The 22,968-nt window shown below is 68.3% G+C and carries 24 protein-coding genes; 6 read left to right on the plus strand and 18 right to left on the minus strand.

From position 1 onward, the window contains the following. Nucleotide 1: 1 nt before the first annotated feature. From ABD729_RS08650 to rsmI, 4 genes are read right to left on the minus strand one after another with little or no spacing between them, the layout of a single operon-like run. Nucleotides 2–601 (minus strand): DedA family protein, encoded by a 600-nt coding sequence (locus ABD729_RS08650; RefSeq protein WP_344709838.1) that lies wholly within the window; start codon nt 599–601, stop codon nt 2–4. Beyond that, nucleotides 594–1,556 (minus strand): glutathione synthase, encoded by a 963-nt coding sequence (gshB, locus tag ABD729_RS08655; RefSeq protein WP_344709839.1) that lies wholly within the window; start codon nt 1,554–1,556, stop codon nt 594–596. Before gshB ends, ABD729_RS08650 begins: the two co-directional genes overlap by 8 nt. A gap of 52 nt (nt 1,557–1,608) precedes the next feature. Then, nucleotides 1,609–1,965, minus strand: a complete 357-nt coding sequence (locus ABD729_RS08660; RefSeq protein WP_344711375.1) for a YraN family protein — start codon at nt 1,963–1,965, stop codon at nt 1,609–1,611. Beyond that, complete coding sequence (rsmI, locus tag ABD729_RS08665) at nt 1,962–2,798, minus strand: 16S rRNA (cytidine(1402)-2'-O)-methyltransferase (RefSeq protein ID WP_344709840.1); 837 nt, start codon at nt 2,796–2,798, stop codon at nt 1,962–1,964. The genes ABD729_RS08660 and rsmI overlap by 4 nt, the downstream gene beginning before the upstream one ends. 17 nt (nt 2,799–2,815) lie before the next feature. On the opposite strand from rsmI, the gene ABD729_RS08670 reads away from it, so the two are divergent. Both ABD729_RS08670 and ABD729_RS08675 read left to right on the plus strand, forming a co-directional pair. Then, on the plus strand, nt 2,816–3,922 hold the full coding sequence (locus ABD729_RS08670; RefSeq protein ID WP_344709841.1) for a penicillin-binding protein activator: 1,107 nt from the start codon (nt 2,816–2,818) through the stop codon (nt 3,920–3,922). A gap of 69 nt (nt 3,923–3,991) precedes the next feature. Beyond that, complete coding sequence (locus ABD729_RS08675) at nt 3,992–4,303, plus strand: hypothetical protein (protein ID WP_344709842.1); 312 nt, start codon at nt 3,992–3,994, stop codon at nt 4,301–4,303. On the opposite strand, the gene hemW is transcribed toward ABD729_RS08675, so the two are convergent. Genes hemW through rph form a run of 3 tightly spaced genes read right to left on the minus strand, consistent with a single transcriptional unit; the run spans nt 4,270 to nt 6,838 of the window. Next, nucleotides 4,270–5,526 carry a radical SAM family heme chaperone HemW gene (gene hemW, locus ABD729_RS08680; protein ID WP_344709843.1) on the minus strand — a complete coding sequence of 419 codons (1,257 nt, stop codon included), beginning with the start codon at nt 5,524–5,526 and terminating at the stop codon, nt 4,270–4,272. The genes ABD729_RS08675 and hemW overlap by 34 nt on opposite strands. Further along, nucleotides 5,523–6,131 (minus strand): RdgB/HAM1 family non-canonical purine NTP pyrophosphatase, encoded by a 609-nt coding sequence (gene rdgB / locus ABD729_RS08685; protein ID WP_425564880.1) that lies wholly within the window; start codon nt 6,129–6,131, stop codon nt 5,523–5,525. The genes hemW and rdgB overlap by 4 nt, the downstream gene beginning before the upstream one ends. Beyond that, on the minus strand, nt 6,128–6,838 hold the full coding sequence (gene rph, locus ABD729_RS08690; RefSeq protein ID WP_344709844.1) for a ribonuclease PH: 711 nt from the start codon (nt 6,836–6,838) through the stop codon (nt 6,128–6,130). Before rph ends, rdgB begins: the two co-directional genes overlap by 4 nt. A 264-nt stretch (nt 6,839–7,102) precedes the next feature. Here rph and hrcA point away from each other — a divergent pair, with 264 nt between their 5' ends. Together hrcA and grpE are read left to right on the plus strand one after the other, a co-directional pair. Further along, nucleotides 7,103–8,134, plus strand: coding sequence for a heat-inducible transcriptional repressor HrcA (gene hrcA / locus ABD729_RS08695; RefSeq protein ID WP_425564881.1), 1,032 nt, complete (start codon nt 7,103–7,105; stop codon nt 8,132–8,134). Between the two features lie 2 nt (nt 8,135–8,136). Then, nucleotides 8,137–8,670, plus strand: coding sequence for a nucleotide exchange factor GrpE (gene grpE, locus ABD729_RS08700; protein ID WP_344709845.1), 534 nt, complete (start codon nt 8,137–8,139; stop codon nt 8,668–8,670). A gap of 1 nt (nt 8,671) precedes the next feature. On the opposite strand, the gene ABD729_RS08705 is transcribed toward grpE, so the two are convergent. From ABD729_RS08705 to ABD729_RS08715, 3 genes are all read right to left on the minus strand, one after another. Beyond that, complete coding sequence (locus ABD729_RS08705; protein WP_344709846.1) at nt 8,672–9,886, minus strand: FAD-dependent oxidoreductase; 1,215 nt, start codon at nt 9,884–9,886, stop codon at nt 8,672–8,674. Next, nucleotides 9,883–12,483, minus strand: coding sequence for a TonB-dependent receptor (locus ABD729_RS08710; protein WP_344709848.1), 2,601 nt, complete (start codon nt 12,481–12,483; stop codon nt 9,883–9,885). The genes ABD729_RS08705 and ABD729_RS08710 overlap by 4 nt, the downstream gene beginning before the upstream one ends. A gap of 103 nt (nt 12,484–12,586) precedes the next feature. Continuing rightward, entirely contained in the window at nt 12,587–13,069 is a 483-nt protein-coding gene (locus ABD729_RS08715) for a vgr related protein (protein ID WP_344709849.1), read from the minus strand. 76 nt (nt 13,070–13,145) lie between these two features. Here ABD729_RS08715 and ABD729_RS08720 point away from each other — a divergent pair, with 76 nt between their 5' ends. Both ABD729_RS08720 and fabF read left to right on the plus strand, forming a co-directional pair. Then, on the plus strand, nt 13,146–13,382 hold the full coding sequence (locus ABD729_RS08720) for an acyl carrier protein (protein WP_029940227.1): 237 nt from the start codon (nt 13,146–13,148) through the stop codon (nt 13,380–13,382). A gap of 105 nt (nt 13,383–13,487) precedes the next feature. Continuing rightward, entirely contained in the window at nt 13,488–14,744 is a 1,257-nt protein-coding gene (gene fabF / locus ABD729_RS08725; RefSeq protein WP_344709850.1) for a beta-ketoacyl-ACP synthase II, read from the plus strand. 88 nt (nt 14,745–14,832) lie between these two features. Here fabF and mltG read toward each other — a convergent pair whose 3' ends face one another. The 8 genes from mltG to rimO all read right to left on the minus strand — a co-directional run bounded on the left by mltG (nt 14,833) and on the right by rimO (nt 22,934). Beyond that, nucleotides 14,833–15,798 carry an endolytic transglycosylase MltG gene (gene mltG / locus ABD729_RS08730; protein ID WP_344709852.1) on the minus strand — a complete coding sequence of 322 codons (966 nt, stop codon included), beginning with the start codon at nt 15,796–15,798 and terminating at the stop codon, nt 14,833–14,835. Next, nucleotides 15,795–16,169 (minus strand): SH3 domain-containing protein, encoded by a 375-nt coding sequence (locus ABD729_RS08735; RefSeq protein WP_344709853.1) that lies wholly within the window; start codon nt 16,167–16,169, stop codon nt 15,795–15,797. Before ABD729_RS08735 ends, mltG begins: the two co-directional genes overlap by 4 nt. Further along, nucleotides 16,105–16,464 (minus strand): MarR family transcriptional regulator, encoded by a 360-nt coding sequence (locus ABD729_RS08740; protein WP_344711384.1) that lies wholly within the window; start codon nt 16,462–16,464, stop codon nt 16,105–16,107. The genes ABD729_RS08735 and ABD729_RS08740 overlap by 65 nt, the downstream gene beginning before the upstream one ends. 122 nt (nt 16,465–16,586) lie before the next feature. Beyond that, nucleotides 16,587–17,990 (minus strand): leucyl aminopeptidase family protein, encoded by a 1,404-nt coding sequence (locus tag ABD729_RS08745; RefSeq protein ID WP_344709854.1) that lies wholly within the window; start codon nt 17,988–17,990, stop codon nt 16,587–16,589. Nucleotides 17,991–18,035: 45 nt separating this feature from the next. Then, a complete protein-coding gene (locus tag ABD729_RS08750; RefSeq protein ID WP_344709855.1) occupies nt 18,036–19,289 on the minus strand; it encodes a hypothetical protein in 1,254 nt (417 codons plus the stop codon). A gap of 68 nt (nt 19,290–19,357) precedes the next feature. Then, nucleotides 19,358–20,740, minus strand: coding sequence for a serine hydrolase domain-containing protein (locus ABD729_RS08755; protein WP_344709856.1), 1,383 nt, complete (start codon nt 20,738–20,740; stop codon nt 19,358–19,360). A 45-nt stretch (nt 20,741–20,785) separates the two neighbouring features. Further along, nucleotides 20,786–21,568, minus strand: coding sequence for an SDR family oxidoreductase (locus tag ABD729_RS08760; protein WP_344709857.1), 783 nt, complete (start codon nt 21,566–21,568; stop codon nt 20,786–20,788). Next, on the minus strand, nt 21,549–22,934 hold the full coding sequence (rimO, locus tag ABD729_RS08765) for a 30S ribosomal protein S12 methylthiotransferase RimO (protein ID WP_344709858.1): 1,386 nt from the start codon (nt 22,932–22,934) through the stop codon (nt 21,549–21,551). Before rimO ends, ABD729_RS08760 begins: the two co-directional genes overlap by 20 nt. Nucleotides 22,935–22,968: the final 34 nt, after the last annotated feature.

Consider the following 22,968-nt stretch of genomic DNA (forward strand, 5'->3'; position numbering starts at 1 on the left):
ATCAGCTGGCCGGGCGGTAGCGGATCAGGCGCCAGACATAAGCGAGCACGAGGGTGACTAGGATCGCGTTGCTGATCGGGCCCAGCCACTGGTCCACCTCGCTGAAGTGCTCGCGAAGCTTGTAGCCGGCATAGGCCAGCGCCGAGGTCCAGCCGGCGGTGCCGATGGTCGAGGCGATGAAAAAGGTCTTGAACCGCATCTTGAGAAGACCGGCCGGGACCGAGACGAGGCTCCGCACCGTCGGCAGCATGCGGCCAAGGAAGACGAAGAAGGTGCCGTTCTGCAGGAACCAGCGTTCCGCACGCTGCACTTCGGCCCAGTCCATGGTGATCCAGCGGCCGAAGCGGTCGATGATCGGCTTCAGGCGAATGATACCGAGCGCGCGGGCAGCGAGGTACCAGACGATATTGCCGAGCATCGCGCCGGCAGTTCCGGCCGCGATCGCGCCGCCGAGGCTCATCTCTCCCTTGGCGGCGGTCACGCCGGCGACCGACATGATGACCTCCGACGGAATCGGCGGGAAAATGGTTTCGAGGAACATCAGGAAGGCGACGCCAAGATAGCCCGATTGCTCGATCAGACGGACGACCCAATCACCCACGCGCCATACTCCCACCGGCCTTGCGTTCGATCGCGTCCCAGATCAGCCCGGCGCTGTTGATCCCCTCGAAGCGGTCGAGGGCGACGAGGCCGGTCGGCGAGGTCACGTTGATTTCCGTCAGCATGCCGCCGATCACGTCGATCCCGACGAACAATAGGCCGCGTGCGCGCAGTTCCGGCCCGAGCGCCGCGCAGATCTCGCGCTCGCGCTCGCTGAGTTCGGTGCGGTGCGCGGTTCCGCCGGCGGCAAGGTTGGAGCGGATCTCACCCGCGCCGGGGACGCGGTTGATGGCACCGATCGGATCGCCGTCGACGAGGATGATGCGCTTGTCGCCGTCGCTGACGGTCGGGAGGAAGGCCTGGGCGATGAACGGTTCTTTCCAGGTTTCGGAAAACAGTTCGGCCAGCGCGCGCAGATTGCCGCCCTCGCGCCCGATCCGGAACACTGCGGCGCCAGCATTGCCGTGGAGCGGCTTCAGGACGATCTCGCCATGCCGGGCGTGGAAGGCGGTAAGCTCCTCCATGCTGCGGGTGATCAGGGTCGGCGGCATGAAGCGGGCGAAGTCGAGCACCCACAGCTTTTCAGGGGCGCTGCGCACATTGGCGGGATCGTTGACCACGAGGGTGCGGCCGGTCACCCGCTCGAGCAGGTGGGCGGCGGTGATATAGCCCATGTCGAACGGCGGGTCCTGCCGCATCAGGACGACATCGACGTCCTCCACCAGGTCGAGCGTAACTGCCTCGCTGGCGTGGAAATGCTCGCCGGTGATGCGCTGCACCGTCACCGGACGCGCCAGGGCCCGCACCGCGCCATCCTCGTAGCTCAGCGCATGAGCTGGATATTCGAACAGGTGATGGCCACGCTGCTGGGCCTCCAGCATCAGCGCGAAGGTCGAGTCTCCCTCGATATTGATCGTCTCGAGCGGGTCCATCTGGACCGCGACGGTGAGGCTCATTGGGGCTCCGAACGCAATTGGTCCGTCCTCCTAGTCGCCCCCCGGCCCGCTGTCATCCTTGCCAGACGTCTTCGAGATGGCGCGGCAGCTGACCCGGAACAATGTGGATCACGTCGATCCGGACGTCCTCGGCCGCGCCAAGGAAACGCGGGATGAGCAGTTCGGAGGCTGCGACGACGCGGCTGAGGCGGCGAAGGTCGAGCGAGTGGTCGGCCGCTTCTCGCGTGGCCCGTGCCTTTACCTCGATAAAGGCCAGGACCTTGCCGCGGCGGGCGACCAGATCGACTTCGCCGACCGGCGTTCGAACCCGCTGGGCGAGCACGGTCCAGCCCTTGCAGCGAAGATACCAGGCAGCAAGCGTTTCGGCCTTGCGGCCGCGGCGCTCGGCCTCGGCCCGCGCCTCGCTCAGCGTCCGAGCTCCAGCGCGCGTTCGTAGGCGAGCTTGCGCCGGATCCCGAGGTCCTGCGCGACCGCGGCTGCGGCGCGGCTTGGGCTCTCGCCTGCCGCAAGCGCGGCCTTGAGCGCTTCGTCGAGATCCTTTGCCGTCGGCTCGGCGGCCGGGGCCGGTGGTCCGACCACGATCACGATCTCACCGCGTGGCGGGGCGTCCGCATAGCGTTCGGCAAGCTCGGACAAGGTGCCGGTGACGCATTCCTCGTGCATCTTGGTCAGTTCGCGGGCGACTGCCGCTTCGCGCTGGCCGAGGCCGTTGGCGAGCGAGGCCAGCGCGGCGCCGAGGCGAGGCCCGCTTTCGTAGAGGACAAGCGTCGCCCGCACCGCCGCAACTTCGGCGATGGCTTCCGCCCGGGCCTTTTCCTTTGGCGGCAGGAAGCCGAGAAACAGGAAGCGATCGGTCGGGAGACCGGCCAGCGTCATCGCCGCGATGGCGGCGCAGGGGCCGGGCAGGGTGACGACATGGTGCCCCGCAGCCCTCGCCTCACGGACCAGCTTGTAGCCGGGATCGCTGATCAGCGGCGTGCCCGCGTCGCTGACCAGCGCGACGACTTCGCTGCCGAGCCGGGCGATGACGGCCTCGCGGTCTGCCGTGTCGCTATGGTCGTTGTAGGTGCGCATGGGGACGCTCGCCCCGACGTGAGAAAGGAGCTTGGCGCTCACCCGCTTATCCTCCGCCAGGACGAGGTCGGCCGAGCGCAACAGGTCGGCGGCGCGCGCCGTCAGGTCGCCCAAGTTGCCGATCGGGGTTGCGACGATGTAGAGGCCGGGGGGCGGGGGCTGGTTCATGGGAAGCGATTACCGTCATGGCATTCTCCGACTGTAGGGCACAAGGCCGCCGTAACTTTCTCGTCGCCGCGATCGGCGCACTGCTGCTGGCGGGTTGCGCCACCGGGCCGTCGAACCGGCCGGGTCCCGCCGCGCCGGGCGTCAACAAGGTTGCGGTGCTGGTGCCGCTGAGCGGGCCGGATGCGGCGGTTGGCCGGGCGCTCGGCAATGCGGCCCGCCTTGCGGTTGCCGATGCGGGCGTCACCGCGTTCCAGCTCAACGTCTATGATACCGCCGGACAGGGCGCCGCGGCTGCGGCGCGGCAGGCGATCGGGGCCGGCAACGGCCTGATCCTCGGACCGCTTCTGAGCGCGGACGTGCGCGCGGTCACCCCGGTGGCGCGGACGGTCCGGGTCCCGGTGATCGCCTTCAGCAACGATCGCGACGCGACCGCGCCGGGCACCTACATCCTCGGTTTTACGCCGAGCCAGGCGGTCGAGCGGGTGGTGGCCGAGGCCGCGAAGCGCGGCTCGCGCCGCTTTGCCGTCGTGGCGCCTGTGACGGATTACGGGCAGCGCTCGATCCAGGCGATGGCGGTGGCCGTGCGGCAGGCCGGCGGGCAGATGGTGGGGGTGCAGACCTATCCCAGCCCGGCCGAGGCACGAGGCGCGGTGCGCCGTCTTCCGGCCGGCAGTTATGATGCCTTGCTGATCGCCGACGGGAGCAGGGCGGCAGCGGTCGTGGCGGCGGACGTGCCGGCCGGCGTTCGGATCCTCGGCACCGAATTGTGGGCGAACGGGAATGTCGGCGCGAGCCCGCGGCTGCGCGGGGCCTGGTTTGCGGCGCCGACGGAGGGACGGTGGGGCCAGTTCGTCCAGCGTTACCGGGCGCGCTATTCCGGACAGACCCCGCCGCGGATCGCCAGCCTCGGCTATGACGCGGTGCTGCTTGCAGCGCGGGCGGCGAGGAGCTGGCAGCCGGGACGGCGCTTTCCGCTCGGCGCGATCGATGACCGCGAGGGCTTCTCCGGGGTCGACGGCGTGTTCCGGTTCCGCCCCGACAATGTCGCCCAGCGCGCCTTTGAGGTGCGGGCGGTGACGGCGTCGGGATCGGCGCTCGTCTCGCCTGCTCCGACGAGCTTCTGAACCATCTAGCCAAGTCCGCAGAAGCGCGGCATTCTCCCCTTTGCAACCAACTTGGGGAGGGCCAGCGTGATGCTGACGGGTATGTTGCTAGTGACTGCCGCGGCGACGATGCAGGTGGACGCGGGGGCGCAGCGCAAGGCGTTCATCGCATGCCTCAGGACTTCGGTCGAACAGGCGCAGAAGGACAAGAAGACGCCAGCGGACTTCGACGGCATCGCGCGGGCGAGCTGCGCGTCGCAGGTGACCGCATTCCGGTCGGCGCTGGTGTCGATCGACGTGCGCAACGGCCGGCCGCGCAAGCCGGCCGAGTCGGACGCCGACCAGCAGATCGCCGACTATGTGGCGACCTATGCCGAGCGCGTGACTGCCGACGGCGGCTGAGGATCGGCGACCTGGCCGAGGATGTGATCAAGTAGCAGGCGGCCCGCGGGCGTGGTGCGCAGGCGCTCGCCCATCCATTCGAGGTGGCCGCTGGCGACCAGCCGCGCGACCGCCCGGTCGTCGAGCAGGCGGTCGAGGCCGAAGCGGCGGCAGATCGCCTGGGGGTCAATGCCTTCGACGAGGCGAAGTCCCATGACCAGCGCCTCGTCCGCGCCCTCGATCAGCGACAATGGCGCTTCCTCGACGATGCCGTGCCCGTTGCGGGCGAGGGCGGAGAGGAAGTTCTCGGGCTTGCGATGGCGGACGGTGCGCGCGCCGAGGCGGCGGCCGTGCGCGCCGGGGCCGATCCCGGCATAATCGCCATAGCGCCAATAGGTGAGGTTGTGGCGGCTTTCCTGGCCCGGACGGGCGTGGTTGCTGATCTCGTACAGCGGAATGCCGGCCGTCGCGGTCATCGCGCCGGTGAGTTCGAACAGGTCGGCGGCCTCGTCCGTGTCGAGCGGCTTGAGCTTTCCGGCGGCGTGAAGCGCGGCGAAGCGGGTGCCGGGCTCGATCGTCAATTGGTAGAGCGAGAGGTGGCCGGTCCCGAGCGCCAAGGCGCGGGCGAGCATGGCCTCCCATTCGGCGGCGGACTGGCCGGGGAGGGCGTAGATGAGATCGAAGCTGACGCGACCGAAATGGCGCTGCGCGACGTCGAGGGCGGCAAGGCCCTCTGTGGCCAAATGGGCGCGCCCGAGGAAGGCAAGCGCCTGATCGTCAAGCGACTGAAGCCCGAGGCTGACGCGGTTGATCCCGGCGGCGGCGAGGTCGGCGAAGCGGGCGGCCTCGACCGAAGAAGGGTTGGCCTCGAGCGTGATCTCCACATCGTGGGCGGCCGGCCAGTGGCTGGTCGCCGCATCGATCAGTGCGCCGGCGGTGGCCGGATCCATCAGCGAGGGTGTGCCGCCGCCGAAGAAGATGCTGGTCAGGCGGCGGCCGGGGAGGAGCGCGGCTTCATGGGCGAGGTCGGCAAGGAGCGCGTCGCGCCAGGCCGGCTGGTCGATCGAGTCGCGGACGTGGCTGTTGAAGTCGCAATAAGGGCATTTGCTGACGCAGAACGGCCAGTGAATGTAGAGGGCGAGACTGTTGTCCCCATCGTTCGTGCTGAGCGAAGTCGAAGCACGCTCGGGCAGGCGCCCTTCGACTACGCGCTGCGCGCTCCGCTCAGGACGAACGAAGTTCATCGCTTGAGATAGTCGACCAGCAGTTCAAACGCCTTGGCGCGGTGGCTCATCGCGTGCTTGGCCTCGGGTGCCATCTCCCCGAAGGTCTGCTCGTGGCCGTGGGGGACGAAGACGGGATCGTAGCCGAAGCCGTGGTCGCCGCGGGACGGCCAGACGAGGTGGCCGAAGACCTTGCCTTCAAAGCTTTCGACAGTGCCGTCGGGCCAGGCGAGCGAGAGCGCGCAGGTGAAGTGCGCGTCGCGCCCGGCCTCGGGACCGGCGGCCAGAAGCGCGGCTTCGACCTTTTCCATCGCCCGGCCGAAGTCGCGATCGCCCGCCTCGTCCTCGGCCCAGCGGGCGGAGTGGATGCCGGGTTCGCCGTTCAGCGCGTCGACCGACAGGCCGCTGTCGTCGCTGAGCGCGGGAAGGCCGGTCAGGTCGGCGGCGGCGCGGGCCTTGAGTTCGGCGTTGGCGACGAAGCTGGTCCCGGTCTCCTCGGGCTCGGGAAGGTCGAGCTCGGCCGCGCCGACGCATTCGATCCCGAACCGCGCGACGAGGGCGCGGATTTCACGCAATTTGCCACTGTTGTGGGTGGCGATGACCAGCTTGTCGCCGACGCGGTTCACCGGCCGCAGGCCTTCAGCTGTGCGGCGAAGATGTCGCCGCAGCCGATGCGGGCGAGGCGGAGCAGGCGGAGCAGGCCTTCCTCGTCGAAGGTGGCGCCTTCCGCAGTCAGCTGCGCTTCGACGATCGCGCCGTCGGCGGTGAGGACGAAATTGCCGTCGCTGCCGGCGGTCGAATCCTCGGCATAATCGAGGTCGAGGACCGCGGTGCCGTCATGGAAGCCGCAGCTGACCGCGGCGACCTGGGTGCGAATGGGATCGCCCGAAAGCTTGCCCATGATGCCATCGACCGCGAGGCGGAGCGCGACCCACGCGCCCGAAATGGCGGCGGTGCGGGTGCCGCCGTCGGCCTGGATGACGTCGCAGTCGAGCACGATCTGGCGTTCGCCGAGCAGCGTCAGGTCGGTGACGGCGCGCAGGGACCGGCCAATCAGGCGCTGGATTTCCTGGGTGCGGCCCGACTGCTTGCCCTTGGCCGCTTCACGCGCGCCGCGGGTGTGGGTGGCGCGGGGGAGCATGCCATATTCGGCGGTGACCCAGCCCTGGCCCTTGCCGCGCAGGAACGGCGGGACCTTCTCTTCAAGGCTGGCGGTGACCAGCACGCGGGTGTCGCCGAAGCTGACGAGGCAGGAGCCTTCGGCGTGGCGGGTGAAGCCGGGCTCGAAGCTGAGCGTGCGCATCTGGTCGGGGGCGCGGCCGGAGGGGCGCATCGATTATTCTCCTGATGATGGTTCGGGCGGGCCTTAGCGGGTGGGCGGAAAAAGAAAAACCGCCTTGGATTTCACTTCGTCCACTTCGTTCGGGATCAATGGCTTGGGCACGCGAAAGGGGGAGGGCGAGGGCGGTCAGCGCCATGGGCAGACGTATCCCACATCGCACGCGTGTAGGACAGGCGTCATTGCGGGAGCGATGAAGCGATCCATATGAGCGCTGCTGGATTGCTTCGTCACCTGGTTCCTTTCAATGACAGGATCATGAGCCCGCCGCTGCCCGAACTGACGACCCGGATGCGCGACATCTTCGGCCTGGTGGTCGAGGCTTATCTGGAGCGCGGGCAACCGATCGGGTCCAAGTCACTGAGCGGGACGGTCAACCTGTCGCCCGCGTCGATCCGTTCCGTGCTGGCGGAGTTGGAGGAGCGCGGGCTGCTGACGCATCCGCATACGTCGGCGGGGCGGCTTCCGACCGAGACCGGGCTGCGGCTGTTCGTCGACGGAATCATGCAGGCGCATTTGCCGAGCGCGGAAGAGCGCGCCGCGATCGAGGGCCAGGTCCGCAACCGCCCGATTGAGGAAGCGCTGGCCAATGCCACCGCGGCGCTGTCGGGCCTGTCGGCCTGCGCGGGTGTGGTGGTCGCGCCCAAGATCGAGCGGCGGCTGCGCCAGCTGGCGTTCGTGCCGCTGGGCCACGGGCAGGCGCTGGCGGTGGTGGTCGGCGAGGACGGCAGCGTCGAGAACCGGATGGTCGCGCTTCCGCCCGGGCTGACGGCGTCGGCGCTGAGCGAGATCGCGGCATTCGTGACCGCGCGGCTGGCCGGGTTGACGCTGGGCGAAGCGGAAGCGCGGCTTCGGACCGAGATCCGCGAGCGGCGCGAGATGCTGGACGCGGCGGCGGCCGAACTGGTCGCAACGGGCCTTGCCGAATGGCGCGAGGACGGACCGTCGCGGCCGATCCTGATCGTTCGGGGGCAGGCCAACCTGCTCGACGAGGCGGCGGCGTTGGACCTCGAGCGGGTCCGGATGCTGCTCGACGAACTGGAGGACCGGCAGGAAATCGTCCGCCTGCTGGAGAGCGCGCGCGAGGGCGAGGGGTGCCGGATCTTCATCGGATCGGAAAACCGGATGTTCGCCCTGTCGGGCTCCAGCGTCATCGCCGCGCCCTATCGCGGGGCCGAGGGACGGGTGGTCGGCGTGGTCGGGGTGATCGGGCCGACGCGGTTGAACTATGCGCGGATCGTTCCCATGGTGGATTATACGGCGCAAGCACTCACCAGATTGATGGGATAAGAATGAACGATCGTCACGACGAGGCTGAAGAGATCCGCGCGGAAACGGCAGCGGAAAGCCCCGAATTGCAGGAGCATGATCAGCTGGCCGAGCTGCAGAAGCAGCTTGAGGAAGCGCAGCAGAAGGCGCTGTACGCCGCCGCCGAGGTGCAGAACGTGCGCCGCCGCGCCGAGCAGGAGCGGGTGCAGGCGGTGACCTACGCCAACACCGGGTTCGCGCGCGACATGCTGAGCGTGAAGGACAATCTCGACCGCGCGCTGAGCCACATTCCGGCCGGTGCGCGCGAGGGCGAGCTCAAGAACTTCATCGAGGGGATCGAGGCGACCGCGCGCGAGCTGGATTCGGTGTTCGGCCGCAACGGCGTGACCCGGGTCGAGGCCAAGGGACTGCCGCTCGATCCCAACCGCCACCAGGCGATGATCGAGATCCCGAGCGATGCCGAGCCGGGTACGGTCGTCGAAGAGATGCAGGCCGGTTACGTGCTCAAGGACCGGCTGTTGCGGCCGGCGCTGGTCGGGGTCGCCAAGGCGGGCTGAGCTAGATCACCTCGCGCTTCTGGACATTGCTCTTGGTGGCAAGGCCGAAGCGCGGGTCGGGCTGCTTGCCGTCGAGCACCAGTTCGGCGGCGAGGCGGCCGACTTCGGGACCATGCTTGAAACCGTGGCCCGAGCCGCCGCCGACCAGCGTCACCTTCGCATCCTGAGGGTGCGGGGCGATCAGGAAGTCGCCGTTCGAGCTGTTTTCGTATTGGCAGACTTCCGAGGTCGCGAGCGGTGCGCCGCGGAGGAGCGGGAAGCGGCGGTCGCGAAAGGCGATAACGGCGGCGAGCGCGGCATCGGTGAAGCGGCGGTCGTTGCGGTCGGGATCGACCTCGACCCCGTGGGTGTCGCGCGCGAACTTGACGCCTTTGCCTTCAAGATCGGGGAAACCGTAGAACAGGTCGCCTCCGTTGAAATCGGCCCAGCCCGGCATCTGCGCCGGCGTGAAGCGCGCGTCGGCCGACGGGGGCGCGAAGGTGAAGACCTCCTGCCGGGTCGCGACGATTCGGCCACGCAGCAGGCCGGGAAGGACGCGCGGAAGCCAGGGGCCGAGCGCGAGGACCAGGTGATCGCTCGGCGCAAGGCTGCTGGTGCCCTGGAACTTGCGCTGTTCGAAGCTGCCGCCGCTGGCGAGGAAGCGCCCGACCAGGGTCTGCACCGCGCGGCGGGCCATGAGCGCGCCGAACCCGGGTTCGTAGGTGCCGACGGCAATGCCGGTCATGTCGATCATCGGGAAGCGGCGGGCAAGCTCGGCGGGGCCGAGGGCCTGGGTCGGGAGGCCGAGGCGGCGGTGCGCGGCCATGGTGTCGAGAAAATACTGCTCTTCGCGGGGGAAGAGCATGAGAACGCCGTGCGGCACGAAGATCGGCAGGCCGGCGGCGGCGCTGAGCGTCTTCCATTCGGCCAGGCTGGCGAGCGCCATGCGAGTGTAGATGTCGTCCTTGCCGTAGGCGGCGCGGGTCATCCGCGATTCGCCGCCCGAACTGGCGCGGCTGTGGGCCGGCCCATAGGCATCGACGAGGGTGACGCGCGCGCCGCGGCGGCGAAGCTGCTCGGCGGTCCAGCTGCCGAACACGCCGGCGCCGACCACGGTCACCTGCGGGGCCGAGCCGAGCCGCTGCGCGGGGACGATCGCAGGCGCCGAAACGGCAGCGCCGCCCGCCCCGATGAGGAGCGAGCGGCGCGTGACGTCGGCTGGGCCGGAGCCCGTCATCCGCGCACGGGCGCGGGCGGCGGGGGTGGCGGCGGAGGCGGCGGTGCGGCCGGGCAGGTGTCGGTCGCGAGGATCACCGCGCCGTCGCTGCAGGTCTGGGTCGCCGGCGGCGGAGGCGGCGGCGGCGGCGGAGGCGGCGGCGGAGGCGGCGGCGGCGGCGCTACCTCGCGCGGCTTGTCGCCGAACTTCTGGCGCAGGGTGATCCCGATCTCCCGCGGGCGGCCGATATTGTAGCCGAGGCGGGCGCGGCCGCCGCGTTCGCGGTCGAAGGACAGCAGCGCGTTCTCGTCGAACAGGTTGTTGGCGTAGAGCTGGATGCCGAGCCCGCTGTCGAAGTCGAGGCCGGCCGACAGGTTCACGAGGTCATAGGCCGGAAGCAGGAGATTGACCCGGGTCACGCCGGTTCCGGTCGCGCCATTGAAGGGCAGGCCGGACACGAAGTTGCGCGGGTTGTTCTCCTGGTCGGCGGGCTGGGTGTAGCGATTGCCGACCCGCTGCCAGCTGGCAGTGACGAACCATTCTGCGCTGTCGCTGATCCGGCTGCCATAGGTCGCCGAGGTGGCGAACTGGTATTTGGGAACGCTCGGCAGGCGGTTGCCGTCGCGGATGCCGGTTGCCGCGGTCAGCGCGCCGGGCAGGGTGGTGTCGAATTCGGCGTTCACCAGGCTGCCGGCGAAGCTCAGGTCAAAACCTTCGAGGAGGCGAAGGTTGAACTCGGCCTCGACGCCGCGGGTGTGGGCCTTGGCGACGTTGAACACGACGCGGCTCGAGCAGCTGCCCGCGTCCAGCGTGACCTGGAGGTTCTTGATGTCGGTATAGAAGGCCGCCGCGTTGAAGGTGACCGGGCCCTTGCTATACTTGACCCCGCCTTCGTAGTTCCAAAGCGTTTCGTCGTCATAGTCCTGGAAGCCGCCGAACAGCGCGCGGTCGCCCGCCGAGCAGAGCGGAAGGTTGAGCGGATCGTTGACGCCGCCGAGGCGGAAGCCCTTGGCCGCCTGGAGGTTGAAGGTGAGGTTGCGGTTCGGTTCGAACGACAGGATGGCGCGCGGGCTGAAGCCGTTCGACTTGGTCTTGTCGCCGATCCGGCGGTCGCCGTTGGCGAACAGGCCGCCCGAGATGAAGTCGCGGCTTTCGGAGAAGTCGTAGTAGCGGCCGCCGCCGGTCACCTTGACCTGGCCGAAGTCGTAGGTGGCTTCGCCGAAGATCGCCTTCTGCTTGATGTCGTAGGGAAGGTCGGCGTTGTAGGGCGAATTGGTCGGGAAGCCGTTGCGGACCGCGGCGGACGTGCCCGCGCCGAGCTTCGCGTCGGTGGCCGCGTCATAGCCCGGGGTGGGCAGGCGCTGCGTATATTTGCGGTCAACCTTGGAATAGAAGCCGCCGACGACCCAGCTCAACGGACCGCTGCCGGTCGAGGACAGGCGAAGTTCCTGGCTCCATTGCTTGAGATCGGTGGTGTCGACGAGGTTCGACGGCAGGTTCACCGCCGCGGTCGGGAAGCCGAGATCGACCGACACCGAGCCGGTCAGCGCCGAGGCGTCGCGGCTGACGAGGATGTCGCGGTCGATGTAGCTGGTGATCGAGGTCAGCTCGGCCGGGCCCATGTCGACGCTCGCGGTGAGGTCGGCGAGGCGGGTCTTGTCGCGAAATTTCTCGCGCAGGAGGAGATATTGCTCGCGCTCGTCGAAGATGCGCTTGGGCGTGGTGAAGGCGTTGGAATAAAGGTTGAAGATCTCCTGCCGGTTGAAGCCGTCGGCCTCGACCTCTTGGTAGACGACGCGCGGGGTGAGACGGACCGCGTCGGTCGGCTGCCACAGCAGCGAGATGCGGGTGCCGAAGCGGGTGCCGTCATTGACGTCCTTGCCGCCGGCCGGTCCGACCGCATCGACGAAGCCCGCATATTTGGTGCCGTACCCGACCACGCGGAGCGCCGCGGTGGAGCCGAGCGGGAGGTTTACCGCGGCCTTGAGGTGGCCACCCTGCCCGCCGTCCTTGAGGGTGTTGAGATTGGCTTCGGCGAGGCCCTCGGTGCGGTTCAGCTTGGGCTGGTTGGTGATGTAGCGGATGGTGCCGCCGACGCTGCCCGAACCGAAAAGGGTTCCCTGCGGCCCGCGCAGGGTCTCGACTCGGTTCAGGTCGAACAGGTCGAAATCGGGGGTGAAGAGCGAGAGCGAGACGACGCTTTCGTCGAGGTAGACGCCGACCTGTTCTTTCACGCCCGGCTGGTCGCGAACGATCTGGCCGGCCGAGACGCCGCGCACGCTGACCTGGCTCTGGCCCGGGCCGAGGTTCTGGACCTGAAGGCCAGCGACATTGCGGCTGATGTCCTCGATGGTCGAGGCATTGGCACGCTGGATGTCTTCCTGCGTCTGGGCGTTGATCGAGAAGGGGACGTCCTGCACGCTCGACGCGCGCTTGGTGGCGGTGACGATGATGTCGCCGAGCCCGCGCTCGTCCTGGTCGGGGGCGGGATCGGCCACCGTCGAGGTCGCGGCCTGCGCCTGGGCTTCGCCGCTGGTCTGCGCGGCCGCGGGAACGGCAAAGGCGAGGCTGGCGGTGGTAGCAAGCAGAGTGCGGGCGGCGGGTGCGGTGAGGCGCATGGTCTTTCCCCTGTTCTGTTGTGGGACCGAAACTACTCCCGAGTGACGTCATCGGCGAGGGGTTGCGTGCCAGACTGCGGCCTTCGCGCAGTGCCTGTGGCGATCAGGCCACAGGTCGAACAGGCGCGGAAAAAGGCAAAATTCCCTCGATCGCGGCAAGGTCGGCGGACCTGACCGGGCGGATTCCGCGGCGTTGCAGGAAGGCGTGGCGGACCAGTTCGGCCTGCTGTTCAAGGCCATAGCGAAGGAACGGGCGGCCGGGCTGGTAGGTGTAGCGGTAGCGGCAGAAGGGGTGACGCATCAGCGGCAGGTAGAAGCGGCCCGCGCGCTGGGTCTGCCAGACGTGGGTCAGTTCGTGGATGAACAGGCCCTGCAACGCCCATTCGGCGGTGCTGAAGTCATCGCGCCAGTTGGGATCGTCGGGGTGGAAGTGGATATGGCCGCACGGCGCCATCGCGGTGCCGCACGGCTGGAACGGCCACCATTTGCCGCGCACCAGCCGCACCCGGGCGTAATCGAGGGTGGCGCCGAACACCGATTGGGCCATCGCGACTTCACCGCTGGTCAGGGGGCGGTGGGCCGCCATGGATTGATCCTCTTGGCAATGCTTCAGCGTCTCGCTAACGCACTGGCCAAAGCTACAAGGGAAGGGAAGTGTTGAGATGAGCGAGACCGCAGAACGGGTGAAGAAGATCGTCGTCGAGCATCTGGGCGTCGAAGCCGAGAAGGTGACGGAAGAAGCGAGCTTCATCGACGATCTGGGTGCCGACAGCCTCGACATCGTCGAGCTGGTCATGGCCTTCGAGGAAGAGTTCGGGGTCGAAATCCCGGACGACGCCGCCGAGAAGATCACCACCGTCAAGGATGCGATCGACTATATCGACCAGCATCAGGGCTGAGCCCGTCTCCACGGGTTTGCCGAGGAATCAGGAACAGGCTCGGCGCTACTGCCGGGCCTGTTCTCGTATGTGGGCCTGAGCGCGGGCCGCTGAAAGGGAAAGCTTATGCGTCGTGTCGTGGTGACGGGTCTGGGTCTGGTGACTCCGCTTGGAGCGGACGTCGAAACCGCCTGGAAGAACATCCTCGCGTCCAAGAGCGGCGCCGGGCCGATCACGCGGTTCGACGCTTCCCAGTACAAGTGCCAGATCGCCTGCGAGGTGAAGCCGGCCGACCATGAATATGGCTTCGACCCGGGCAAAAGGGTCGATCACAAGATCCAGCGGCAGGTCGATCCGTTCATCGTCTTCGGCCTCGATGCCGCGGGACAGGCGCTGGAAGACGCGGGCCTGACCGACATGCCCGATGCGATGAAGCTTCGCGCGGGCTGCTCGATCGGGAGCGGGATCGGCGGCCTTCCGGGGATCGAGAGCGAAAGCCTGGTCCTCGCCGAAAAGGGACCGGGGCGCGTGTCGCCGCACTTCGTCCACGGGCGGCTGATCAACCTCATCTCCGGCCAGGTATCGATCAAGTACGGGCTGATGGGGCCGAACCATGCGGTGGTGACCGCCTGTTCGACCGGCGCGCATTCGATCGGTGACGCGGCGCGCATGATCCGCGACGACGATGCCGACATCATGGTCGCGGGCGGCGCCGAGGCGACCATCTGCCCGATTGGCGTGGCCGGCTTCGCGCAGGCCCGTGCGCTTAACATGAGCTATAACGACCGGCCCGAGCAGGCGAGCCGCCCCTATGACAAGGACCGCGACGGCTTCGTCATGGGCGAAGGCGCGGGCGTGGTGGTGCTCGAGGAATATGAGCACGCCAAGGCGCGCGGCGCGAAGATCTATGCCGAGGTGGTCGGCTATGGTCTGTCGGGCGACGCCTATCACGTCACCGCCCCTCATCCCGACGGCGCCGGGGCGGAAAATGCGATGCGCATGGCGCTGCGCAAGGCGGGCATGGGGCCCGGCGACATCGATTACATCAACGCCCACGGCACCTCGACCATGGCCGACACGATCGAGCTGGCCGCGGCGAAGCGGGTGTTCGGCAACGATCTTGGCGGGGCGTCGATGAGCAGCACCAAGTCGGCGATCGGCCATTTGCTGGGCGGCGCGGGCGCGGTGGAGAGCATCTTCTGCATCCTCGCGATCCGCGACCAGATCGTGCCGCCGACGCTCAACCTCGATACGCCCGACGAGGGGACCGAAGGCGTCGACCTGGTCCCGCACGTGGCCAAGAAGCGCGAGGTGAAGGCGGTGCTGAACAACAGCTTCGGCTTTGGCGGGACCAATGCCAGCCTGGTGATGAAGGCGATCTAGGCCGCGTCGTCCGCGCGATTGCGAGGACCGTGGATGAGATAGCGCTGCTGCCTCAAAAGGTCCCGGCCTTCGCCGGGACGAGGGGACGCTACATCTCGCCGCGGGCCTTGCGGATGGCGAACCACTTGGCGACGTTGGCATTATGCTCGGCAAGCGTGCGGGCGAAGACGTGGCCACCGGTGCCGTCGGCAACGAAATAGATAAACTGGTGCGGCTCGGGATCGAGGACGGCGGCGATGCTGGCCTTGCCCGGGTTGGCGATCGGCCCGACCGGCAGGCCGGGGCTGCGGTAGGTGTTGTAGCCGGTGTCGGCGTCCAGTTCCGAGCGAAGGATTCGGCGGCCGAGTGGCTTGCCCTTGGTCACCGGGTAGATGACGGTCGGGTCGGCATCGAGCTTCATGCCGATCCGCAGCCGGTTGCAATAAACCCCCGCGACGGCGCGGCGTTCGGAGGCCTTGCCGGTTTCTTTTTCGACGATCGAGGCGAGGGTGATCGCTTCGGCTGGCGTGCCGACCGGGCAGGTGCCGGGCTTGCGGGCCGGCCAGAGCTCGGCGACGGCGCGGGTCATCGCGGCCTGCATGCGCCTGACGACCTCGGCGCGCGGTTCGCCGCGTTCGAAGCTGTAGCTGTCGGGAAGGACCGAGCCTTCGGCGATGGCGGGCACCGGGCCGGTCAGATAGGGGACGGCAGCAAGCTTCTCGGCGACGAGGATGCTCGGCATGCCTTCGGGGATGGTGACGAGGCGCTGGATCGGGGAGCCGTGCTGGAGGATGTCGAGCAGCCTGGCGCCGCTGGTGCCGGCGGGAATTTCGAATTCGCCGGCCTGGATTCCGTCGCCCGAACCGAGGAACCTCGCGAACAGCCTGTAGGTGGTGCAATTGCCGGGAATGAGGCCGCGCCGGTCGAGTTCGGGGCAGAGGCTGGTGAGGGTCGAGCCTTCCTTGACGGTGACCGTCTCGGCCTTGGCGGCGCCGCCACCCAGCCACAGCAGCAGGAGTGCGGCGGCAATCGCCACCAGCCCGAGTACGGCAGCGGCGAAGAACGCCTTCCTCATGCGCTCAGGGAAGCGGCGGGGACATAGCCGACGAGGTCGCCGGCATAGCCCCAGGCCCAGCCGCCGCGCTTGTCGAGGATGCGCACGATGGCGCCCGGCTCAAGCTCGGCGAGGATGTCGGCAGTGTCGCCGGGGGCAGCCCGAAGCGCGCAGGCCGCGGTGAGGCGGCGTTCGAGCGGGACGGCATAATGGGACGCGATGACGGTGCCCGCGAGCGCGATATCGGCCAGGTCCTGGCGATAGGCGTGGGTGCGCGGATCGGGGTGGGTGGACGGGCCGTCCAGCGGATAACCGCCGGCGGGCGCGTCAGCGGTGGGCGTGGGCGAGCTGGCCGAGGGCCGGTCGGCGGTCGGCGTCGTTGCGCTCGCCACCGCGTTCGCTCCCCCGGATGTTGCGCTTGAACCCTTCAAGAAAATCCGCCCCGCTGCTGGTCCGGACGACGAACACGTTGCGGCGGTCGTCCTGGTCTCGTTCGCGGCGCAGATAGCCGAGCGCACCCAAGGTATTCAAGGCGCGGGTGACAACGGGTTTGGAAACACCAAGGACACGGGCGAGCCCGCGGACGGTATGCGGCCCCGGAGTCAGGTAGACAATCATCAGAAGGGCCATCTGACGGTTGGTGAGATCTGGTGCTCCGGATCGCACGTACGCCACTAAGGCGCGCATCCAACCGCTCAGCGATGCGTCGCTCATGGGAATGGAAACTCCTCGCCTGCCTAGCGTGCCCGATTAACCGGCGAGGAGAGGAAATGTTGCGCCTCCGTGGCAATTTGGACGAAAAATCCGCGTTAACGCGAGACATAACGGCGCTGGAGCGCAGCGTGAACCGCGCGAAGGCCGAGCGCTTCGCCGCCCTTGGGCCGGCCGGGACGCGGCGCGGGACGCCAGGCGAAGGTGTCGAGGTGGGCCCAGGCGACGCCTTCGGGGACGAAGCGGCGAAGGAAGAGGGCGGCGGTGATGGTGCCGGCGAAGGGCGAGTCGGCGCTGTTCGATAGATCGGCAAGATCGCTCTTCAGCATGTCGTCATAGCCGTCCCACAGCGGCAGGCGCCACACGGGGTCGGCGACGTCGGTGCCCGCGGCGAGGAGGTCGGCGGCCAGCGCCTCGTCATTGCTGAAGGTGGCGGGAAGGTCGGGGCCGAGCGCGACGCGCGCCGCGCCGGTCAGGGTCGCGAAGTCGACGATGGTGGCGGCGCCTTCTTCACCCGCGCGGGTCAGGGCGTCGGCGAGGATCAGCCGGCCCTCGGCGTCGGTATTGTCGATCTCCACCGTGAGGCCGTGGCGACTGGAAAGAATGTCGCCGGGGCGGAAGGCACCGCCCGAGACGGCATTTTCCACCGCCGGAATGAGGAGGTGGAGGCGAACCGGCCAGCGTTCGGCGACGATCAGGCGGGCAAGCGCAAGTGCATGGGCCGCGCCGCCCATGTCCTTCTTCATCAGCCGCATGCCGGTCGCGGGCTTGAGGTCGAGGCCACCGGTGTCGAACACCACGCCCTTGCCGACTATCGCGAGCTTGGGGTGCGACGGGTCGCCCCAGCGCGCCTCGATCAGCCGCGGGGCGCGGGCGGGGAGGGCGGCGGCGCCGACCGCATGGATCATCGGATAGCCCTGTTCGAGCGCGTCGCCCTTGGTCACCTCGACCTCCGCGCCCGCAGCCTTCGCCCAGTCGCGCACGGCGCGTTCGAGTTCGGCCGGGCCAAGGTCGGCGGCGGGGGTATCGACCAGATCGCGCACCAGCGCGGTGGCTTCGGCCAGGCGAACCATCTCATCGACGCGGGCAGGCTCGGGGCTGAGCAGGACGCGCGGGCCGGTCGGGGCATCGGGCTTGCTCTTGTAGGCGGTGAGGCGGTGGTGGGCGAGCAGCCAGCCGAGCGCCGCGGTGCCGGGAAGCATGTCGCCGGCAAGGCGGTAGGTGCCTTCGGGCAGGCGTTCGGCCGCGGCAGCGAGGCACCAGGGAGTGAGTGCGCCCAGCTTGGCGACCCCGACCAGCACGTCGAAGTCCGCGGCCGGCGTGGGGCCGGGGATGACGAGGTGCTGCCCTGCCTTGCCCTCGAACCGCGCGGCCTCGATCAGCGCGCGGCGCTGGCCCGCCTGGTTCTTCAGCCATTCGGGAAGCAGCCCGCTGTCGACCAGGTGGAGCAGGCGGGCAGGCCCGCCGCGATCGGGACGGAGGAGGGTGGCGAAATCGGTCATGACGATGGCCTTAGCCGACAAGCTCACCGCGCTGGAAGCCGCGGCTTAGTGCCAGTCGGCATCGGGCGTGGCGGAGATACGCTCCGCGGCCTCCCGCACGTCGCCAAGGTCGACCGCGGTGTCGAAGGGATCGTCGTCGAGCGCCGTGACGCGCTTCAGCCGTCGCTGCCAGCGGTGGAGCGCTTCTAAATAGGGAAGGAAGGGCTTGCGCATCAGCGCGCCGCTGGGGAGCGGTTCGACGTCGGCGAGGCCCATGTGCAGCCATTCGCCGGTGTTCCAGTCGGTCATGTCGACCGCCGGGAAGAGGCAGATGCCGTGGAGGTCGACCCCGCGCTTCACCGCCGCCAGCGCCTCGTTCATCAGGTCGTTGAGCCAGTCGACGCGGCCGCCGTACAGGCCCGAGGTTTCGGCGATGATGCAGGGGCGGCGATATTTGGCCCAGGCTTCCTCGATCAGCGAGCAGAGCGGACGGATACGATCGTCGCCAGGTTCGAGCGGCAGGTTGGGCTTGCCGCCGCCGGTATATTCCATCTGCCCGAAGCTGTAATTGTTGAAGCCGAGGATATCGATGATCTCTCCGCTGCCGCCAAGCTCGGGGCGCTTCTGGCCGGAGATGATATCCCAGGCGAGATAGGCATCGTCGTAGCTTTCGCGGTGGGCTTCGTCGGCAAGGTTGGGGCGGTCGCGCGGCGGGACGACCCAGATCAGGGGGTCGATGTGGACCATGCGCGCGTCCGGGTGATCGGCGCGGATCGCCTTTACCGCGGCGATGTCGGCCGTGGCGAGCTGGGCGGTCCAGCGGCGGCGGTCGTCGGCGGTCCGGCCGCGCGGCGCGCACCAGCCCCACTCGCCGCCCATATAACCCCAAAAGGTCGGCTCGTTGATCGGAGTGAAGCAGAGGGGTCCGTGGTGGGCGTGCCTGGCGACATGCGCCGCGGCGGCGCGGGCATAGGCGGCGAAGCGCTGGACGAAGGCGTCGCTCCACGGGTCGAGGCCGTCGGGATAGCCGTAGTGGCAGAGGTCCCAGATCGGCAGCACGCGGTTGCGCCGCTGGGCGTCGAGCAGGGGATCGATGAGCGAGAAATCATAGTCGCCGTTGCCTCGATCGACGAGCGGCCAGGGAATTCCTTCGCGGGCGACCCCGATGCCGAGCCCGGCCAGCATGCGATAGTCTTCGTCGGCGTGGGAATAATGCTGGAGCTCCGCCGACAGGTCGCGGCGGCCGCGATCCTTCCAGTCGAAGGTCGAACATTCGAAGCCCGACAGGAAAAAGGTTGGGAAGATGCCGGGACTGTTCATGCCGGCACTACGCGGGAGCAGGGGCCGGGGTTCAGTCCGGACCCGGCCCCGCGCCCGCGCTGCGGCCCCTAGGGGGTGATCATGAATTGTTCCCAGCGGCCGTTCTCGCCGGGTTCGGCATAGGTCGAGAGGGTGAGTTCGCGGGTCGCATATTTGAGGCGGTAGGAGCGATTGACGAAGCCGCCGCGAAGGCTTGGCGCGCCGGTGGCGGTGATCTCCGGCGTGCCGAGCGGTGCAAGGCTGGAGCGATAATCGGCGGTGCGGTTCGCGTTGAAGTAATAGTTGAGGTTGTCGGTCAGCCGGGCGCGATCGAGCCTGCCGGAGACGAGCCCCGAATAAAGCGCGCGGATGTCGGCGATCCGGTCGCCCGCGACCACTGCTGCATCGGGAGTGGAAAGGACGATCTTTTCGATCCCGGCGAGGAGGCTGCCGCTTGCGCCGCTGAAATCGGCGTTGGTGAGGACCGTGATCGCCGCGCGCGAATCGGGATAGACGGCATTCTTGGTCAGGAAGCCAACGGCGGCGCCGCCGTGATCGATAGTTCTGCGCTCCCTCACCCAATGATTGGAAACACCGAGGCCATAGCCATTGGAAGCGCCGTCGGTGCGGAGGACAGGGGTCTCCTGCGTAGCCCAGTCTTCCGCGGGCATGCCGGTGCGGGTCAGCCGGGCGATGTTCCACTTGGCAAGATCGCTCGCGCTCATCGCCAGCATGCCGGTCGCATACATCCAGCCGCGGCCAGGCCAGGCGACCGGGCGCACCTGACCGAGCGCGGCGCGCTCATAGCCCTGCGGGTAGGTGGCGGTCATGTTGTCGTCCTGGTTGCGGACGTTCATGCCGAGCGGCTGGAAGATGCGGCGCTGGATGAAGGCGAGCAGCGGTTCCCCGGCGGCCTTTTCGATGATCTGGCCGGCGACGACATAGCCCGTGTTGCTGTACTGCCAGCGCGTGCCGGGTTCGTAGTCGAGCGGCTTCTTCGCCCAGCGCTCGATGATCTCCTGCGGCTGGGCGGGGCGTTCCATTGCGGCGAAGCTGTAATCCTGCGGCCAATAGTCCTGCAGGCCCGCGGTATGGCTGAGCAGCTGGCGAATGGTGATGCGGTCGCCGCCGGTGATGCCGGGCAGCCATTTGGCGACCTTGTCGTCAAGGCTGAGCTTGCCTTCGTCCTCGAGCAGCAGCGCGGCCATGGCGGTGAACTGCTTGGAGATGGAGGCGATCTGGTAAGGCTGTTCGGGCCGGGCATCGCCAAGCGTGTCGGACGCCTTGCCATAGGCTTTGGCGTACACCAGGCGATTGTCGCGGACGATGGCGATCGAGACCGCCGGGACGCCGGTATCCTTGAGCGTGTCGGCGACCAGCCTGTCGACGGCGGCGGTTTCGGCGGGCGACAGCGGCTGGGCTGCAAGGGGAGCGGCGACAAGCGCCAGCGACGCGGCAAGGAGACGGATCATCTGGCCAGAGTAAGGCCGCGCGCCGCCCTGTCGAGCGCTATGATGTCAGTCGCCGGGGCTGGCGGCGGACCCGGCGAGGAGCCCGCCGTCGATGTGGAATTCCGAGCCGGTGACGTAGGCGCTTTCGTCGGCGGCGAGATAGGCGGCCATTGCGGCGACCTCGTCCGGGGTGCCGAAGCGTTTCAAGGGGGTGTCGGCCACCATGGCCGCCATCTTCGCGTCGCGGTCGGGACCAACGCCGATCATTGCTTCCCACATCGGGGTGAGGATTGCGGCGGGGTGGATGCTGTTGCAGCGGATCCGCCAGCCCTGACCAGCGCAATAGAGCGCGACCGACTTGCTGTGGTTGCGGATCGCGGCCTTGGACGAGGCATAGGCGGCCGCGCCGGGGATGCCGACGAGGCCGGAGCGCGACGAGATATTGATGATCGAGCCGTCGCCCTTCGCCTTCATCGCACGGATGGCGTAGCGGCAGCCGAGGAAGGCGCCGTCGAGGTTGGTGCGGTGAACCGCATGCCATTCGGCGAGGCTGGCGTTTTCGGGATCGTGGGCGGCGGGCCCATGCTCGAAACCGGTGATCCCGGCATTGTTGACGAGGACGTCGCAGGCGGGGTGGAGCCGGGCGAGTTCGGCCCAATGTTCTTCTTCGCGCACGTCGAGGAGGAGGAAGTCGGCCCCGAGCGCCTCGGCGGCGGGGATTCCGGTGTCGGCGTCGACATCGGTCAGGAGGAGGCTGGCGCCTTCGTCGTGGAAGCGCCGGGCGATCGCCAGGCCGATGCCGCGGGCGGCGCCGGTGACGATGCAGAATTTACCCTCGAGCCGCCTCATGTGCCTGCTCCTCAAGCGGAACGCCGAACAGGTCGTGTTCGTCCGATTCCTCCACCAGCACGGTGGCGAAGTCGCCGGCCGACAGGTGGCCGGCGTCGCGGAGGTGGACCTCGCCGTCGATCTCGGGCGCGTCGGCCTTGGAGCGACCGGTCGCGCCGCCGGTTTCCGGGTCGACCGCATCGACAATGATGTCGAGCGTCTGGCCAACCTTGGCGGCGAGCTTCTCGGCCGAGATGCGGGCAGTAAGTTCCATCACGCGGGCGTAGCGCTCTTCCTTGACCTCTTCGGGCACGTGGCCGGGAAGATCATTGGCCGGTGCGCCCTCGACGGGTTCGAAGCGGAAGGCGCCGACGCGGTCGAGGCGGGCTTCGGCGAGCCACTGGAGGAGATAGTCGAAATCCTCCTCGGTTTCGCCGGGGAAGCCGACCACGAAGGAGGAGCGGATGGCAATGTCGGGCACTTCGCGGCGCCACTGGACCAGCCGTTCGAGCACGCGGGCTTCGTTGGCGGGGCGGCGCATCGCCTTCAGCACCTTGGGGGAAGCGTGCTGGAAGGGGATGTCGAGATAGGGGAGGACGAGACCCTCGGCCATCAGCGGCATGATCCGGTCGACGTGCGGATACGGGTAGACGTAGTGGAGGCGGACCCACGGCTTGGTGCCGTCGGGCGCGCGCAGCTGCCCCAGCGCACGGGCGAGGTCGGTCATGTGGGCGCGGACGTCGTCGCCCTTCCACGGCCAGGCGGCATGCTTGAGGTCGAGTCCGTAGGCGCTGGTGTCCTGGCTGATGACCAAAAGCTCGCGGGTGCCCTGGGCGAGCAGCTTTTCAGCTTCGCGGAGGATCGCGTCGGGGCGGCGCGACACGAGGTCGCCGCGGATCTGCGGGATGATGCAGAAGGCGCAGCGGTGATTGCAGCCCTCCGAAATCTTCAGATAACTGTAGTGTTTGGGCGTCAGCTTGAGGTGCGGCGTCGCCTGCGGCACAAGGTCCAGATAAGGCGAGCGCGGCGCGGGGGCGGCGTCATGCACGGCGGCGACGACGTCTTCGTAGGCGTGCGCGCCAGTGATCGCGAGGACGTTCGGGAACCGTTCGCGGATGACCTCGGCCTCGCGGCCCATGCAGCCGGTGACGATGACCCGGCCGTTTTCGGCCAGGGCCTCGCCGATCGCTTCGAGGCTTTCTTCCTTGGCGGAATCGAGAAAGCCGCAGGTGTTGACCAGAACGACGTCGGCGCCCTCATAGTCCGGGCTCATCTGGTAGCCGTCCGAACGGAGCTGGCCGAGGATGCGCTCGGAATCGACGAGGTTCTTGGGACAGCCGAGACTGACCATGCCGACACGCGGCGGGGTGGGAAGGACAGTAGCCATGGGAAGGCTCGGGCCCTTAACGGAAAAGTGCGGC

The organism is Sphingomonas humi (assembly GCF_039536725.1).
Taxonomy (GTDB): Bacteria; Pseudomonadota; Alphaproteobacteria; order Sphingomonadales; family Sphingomonadaceae; genus Sphingomicrobium; species Sphingomicrobium humi.

Excerpts from the sequence above, each read along its gene's own strand:
- ABD729_RS08705 (WP_344709846.1), bottom strand. The coding sequence starts at position 9,886 with ATGACGGGCTCCGGCCCAGCCGACGTCACGCGCCGCTCGCTCCTCATC.
- ABD729_RS08740 (WP_344711384.1), bottom strand. The coding sequence starts at position 16,464 with ATGCGCGCCTTAGTGGCGTACGTGCGATCCGGAGCACCAGATCTCACC.
- grpE (WP_344709845.1), top strand. The coding sequence starts at position 8,137 with ATGAACGATCGTCACGACGAGGCTGAAGAGATCCGCGCGGAAACGGCA.
- hemW (WP_344709843.1), bottom strand. The coding sequence starts at position 5,526 with ATGAACTTCGTTCGTCCTGAGCGGAGCGCGCAGCGCGTAGTCGAAGGG.
- ABD729_RS08720 (WP_029940227.1), top strand. The coding sequence starts at position 13,146 with ATGAGCGAGACCGCAGAACGGGTGAAGAAGATCGTCGTCGAGCATCTG.
- ABD729_RS08710 (WP_344709848.1), bottom strand. The coding sequence starts at position 12,483 with ATGCGCCTCACCGCACCCGCCGCCCGCACTCTGCTTGCTACCACCGCC.
- fabF (WP_344709850.1), top strand. The coding sequence starts at position 13,488 with ATGCGTCGTGTCGTGGTGACGGGTCTGGGTCTGGTGACTCCGCTTGGA.
- mltG (WP_344709852.1), bottom strand. The coding sequence starts at position 15,798 with ATGAGGAAGGCGTTCTTCGCCGCTGCCGTACTCGGGCTGGTGGCGATT.
- rimO (WP_344709858.1), bottom strand. The coding sequence starts at position 22,934 with ATGGCTACTGTCCTTCCCACCCCGCCGCGTGTCGGCATGGTCAGTCTC.
- rph (WP_344709844.1), bottom strand. The coding sequence starts at position 6,838 with ATGCGCCCCTCCGGCCGCGCCCCCGACCAGATGCGCACGCTCAGCTTC.
- ABD729_RS08715 (WP_344709849.1), bottom strand. The coding sequence starts at position 13,069 with ATGGCGGCCCACCGCCCCCTGACCAGCGGTGAAGTCGCGATGGCCCAA.
- ABD729_RS08745 (WP_344709854.1), bottom strand. The coding sequence starts at position 17,990 with ATGACCGATTTCGCCACCCTCCTCCGTCCCGATCGCGGCGGGCCTGCC.
- gshB (WP_344709839.1), bottom strand. The coding sequence starts at position 1,556 with ATGAGCCTCACCGTCGCGGTCCAGATGGACCCGCTCGAGACGATCAAT.
- ABD729_RS08755 (WP_344709856.1), bottom strand. The coding sequence starts at position 20,740 with ATGATCCGTCTCCTTGCCGCGTCGCTGGCGCTTGTCGCCGCTCCCCTT.
- ABD729_RS08750 (WP_344709855.1), bottom strand. The coding sequence starts at position 19,289 with ATGAACAGTCCCGGCATCTTCCCAACCTTTTTCCTGTCGGGCTTCGAA.
- ABD729_RS08760 (WP_344709857.1), bottom strand. The coding sequence starts at position 21,568 with ATGAGGCGGCTCGAGGGTAAATTCTGCATCGTCACCGGCGCCGCCCGC.
- hrcA (WP_425564881.1), top strand. The coding sequence starts at position 7,103 with ATGAGCCCGCCGCTGCCCGAACTGACGACCCGGATGCGCGACATCTTC.
- ABD729_RS08670 (WP_344709841.1), top strand. The coding sequence starts at position 2,816 with ATGGCATTCTCCGACTGTAGGGCACAAGGCCGCCGTAACTTTCTCGTC.
- rsmI (WP_344709840.1), bottom strand. The coding sequence starts at position 2,798 with ATGAACCAGCCCCCGCCCCCCGGCCTCTACATCGTCGCAACCCCGATC.
- ABD729_RS08675 (WP_344709842.1), top strand. The coding sequence starts at position 3,992 with ATGCTGACGGGTATGTTGCTAGTGACTGCCGCGGCGACGATGCAGGTG.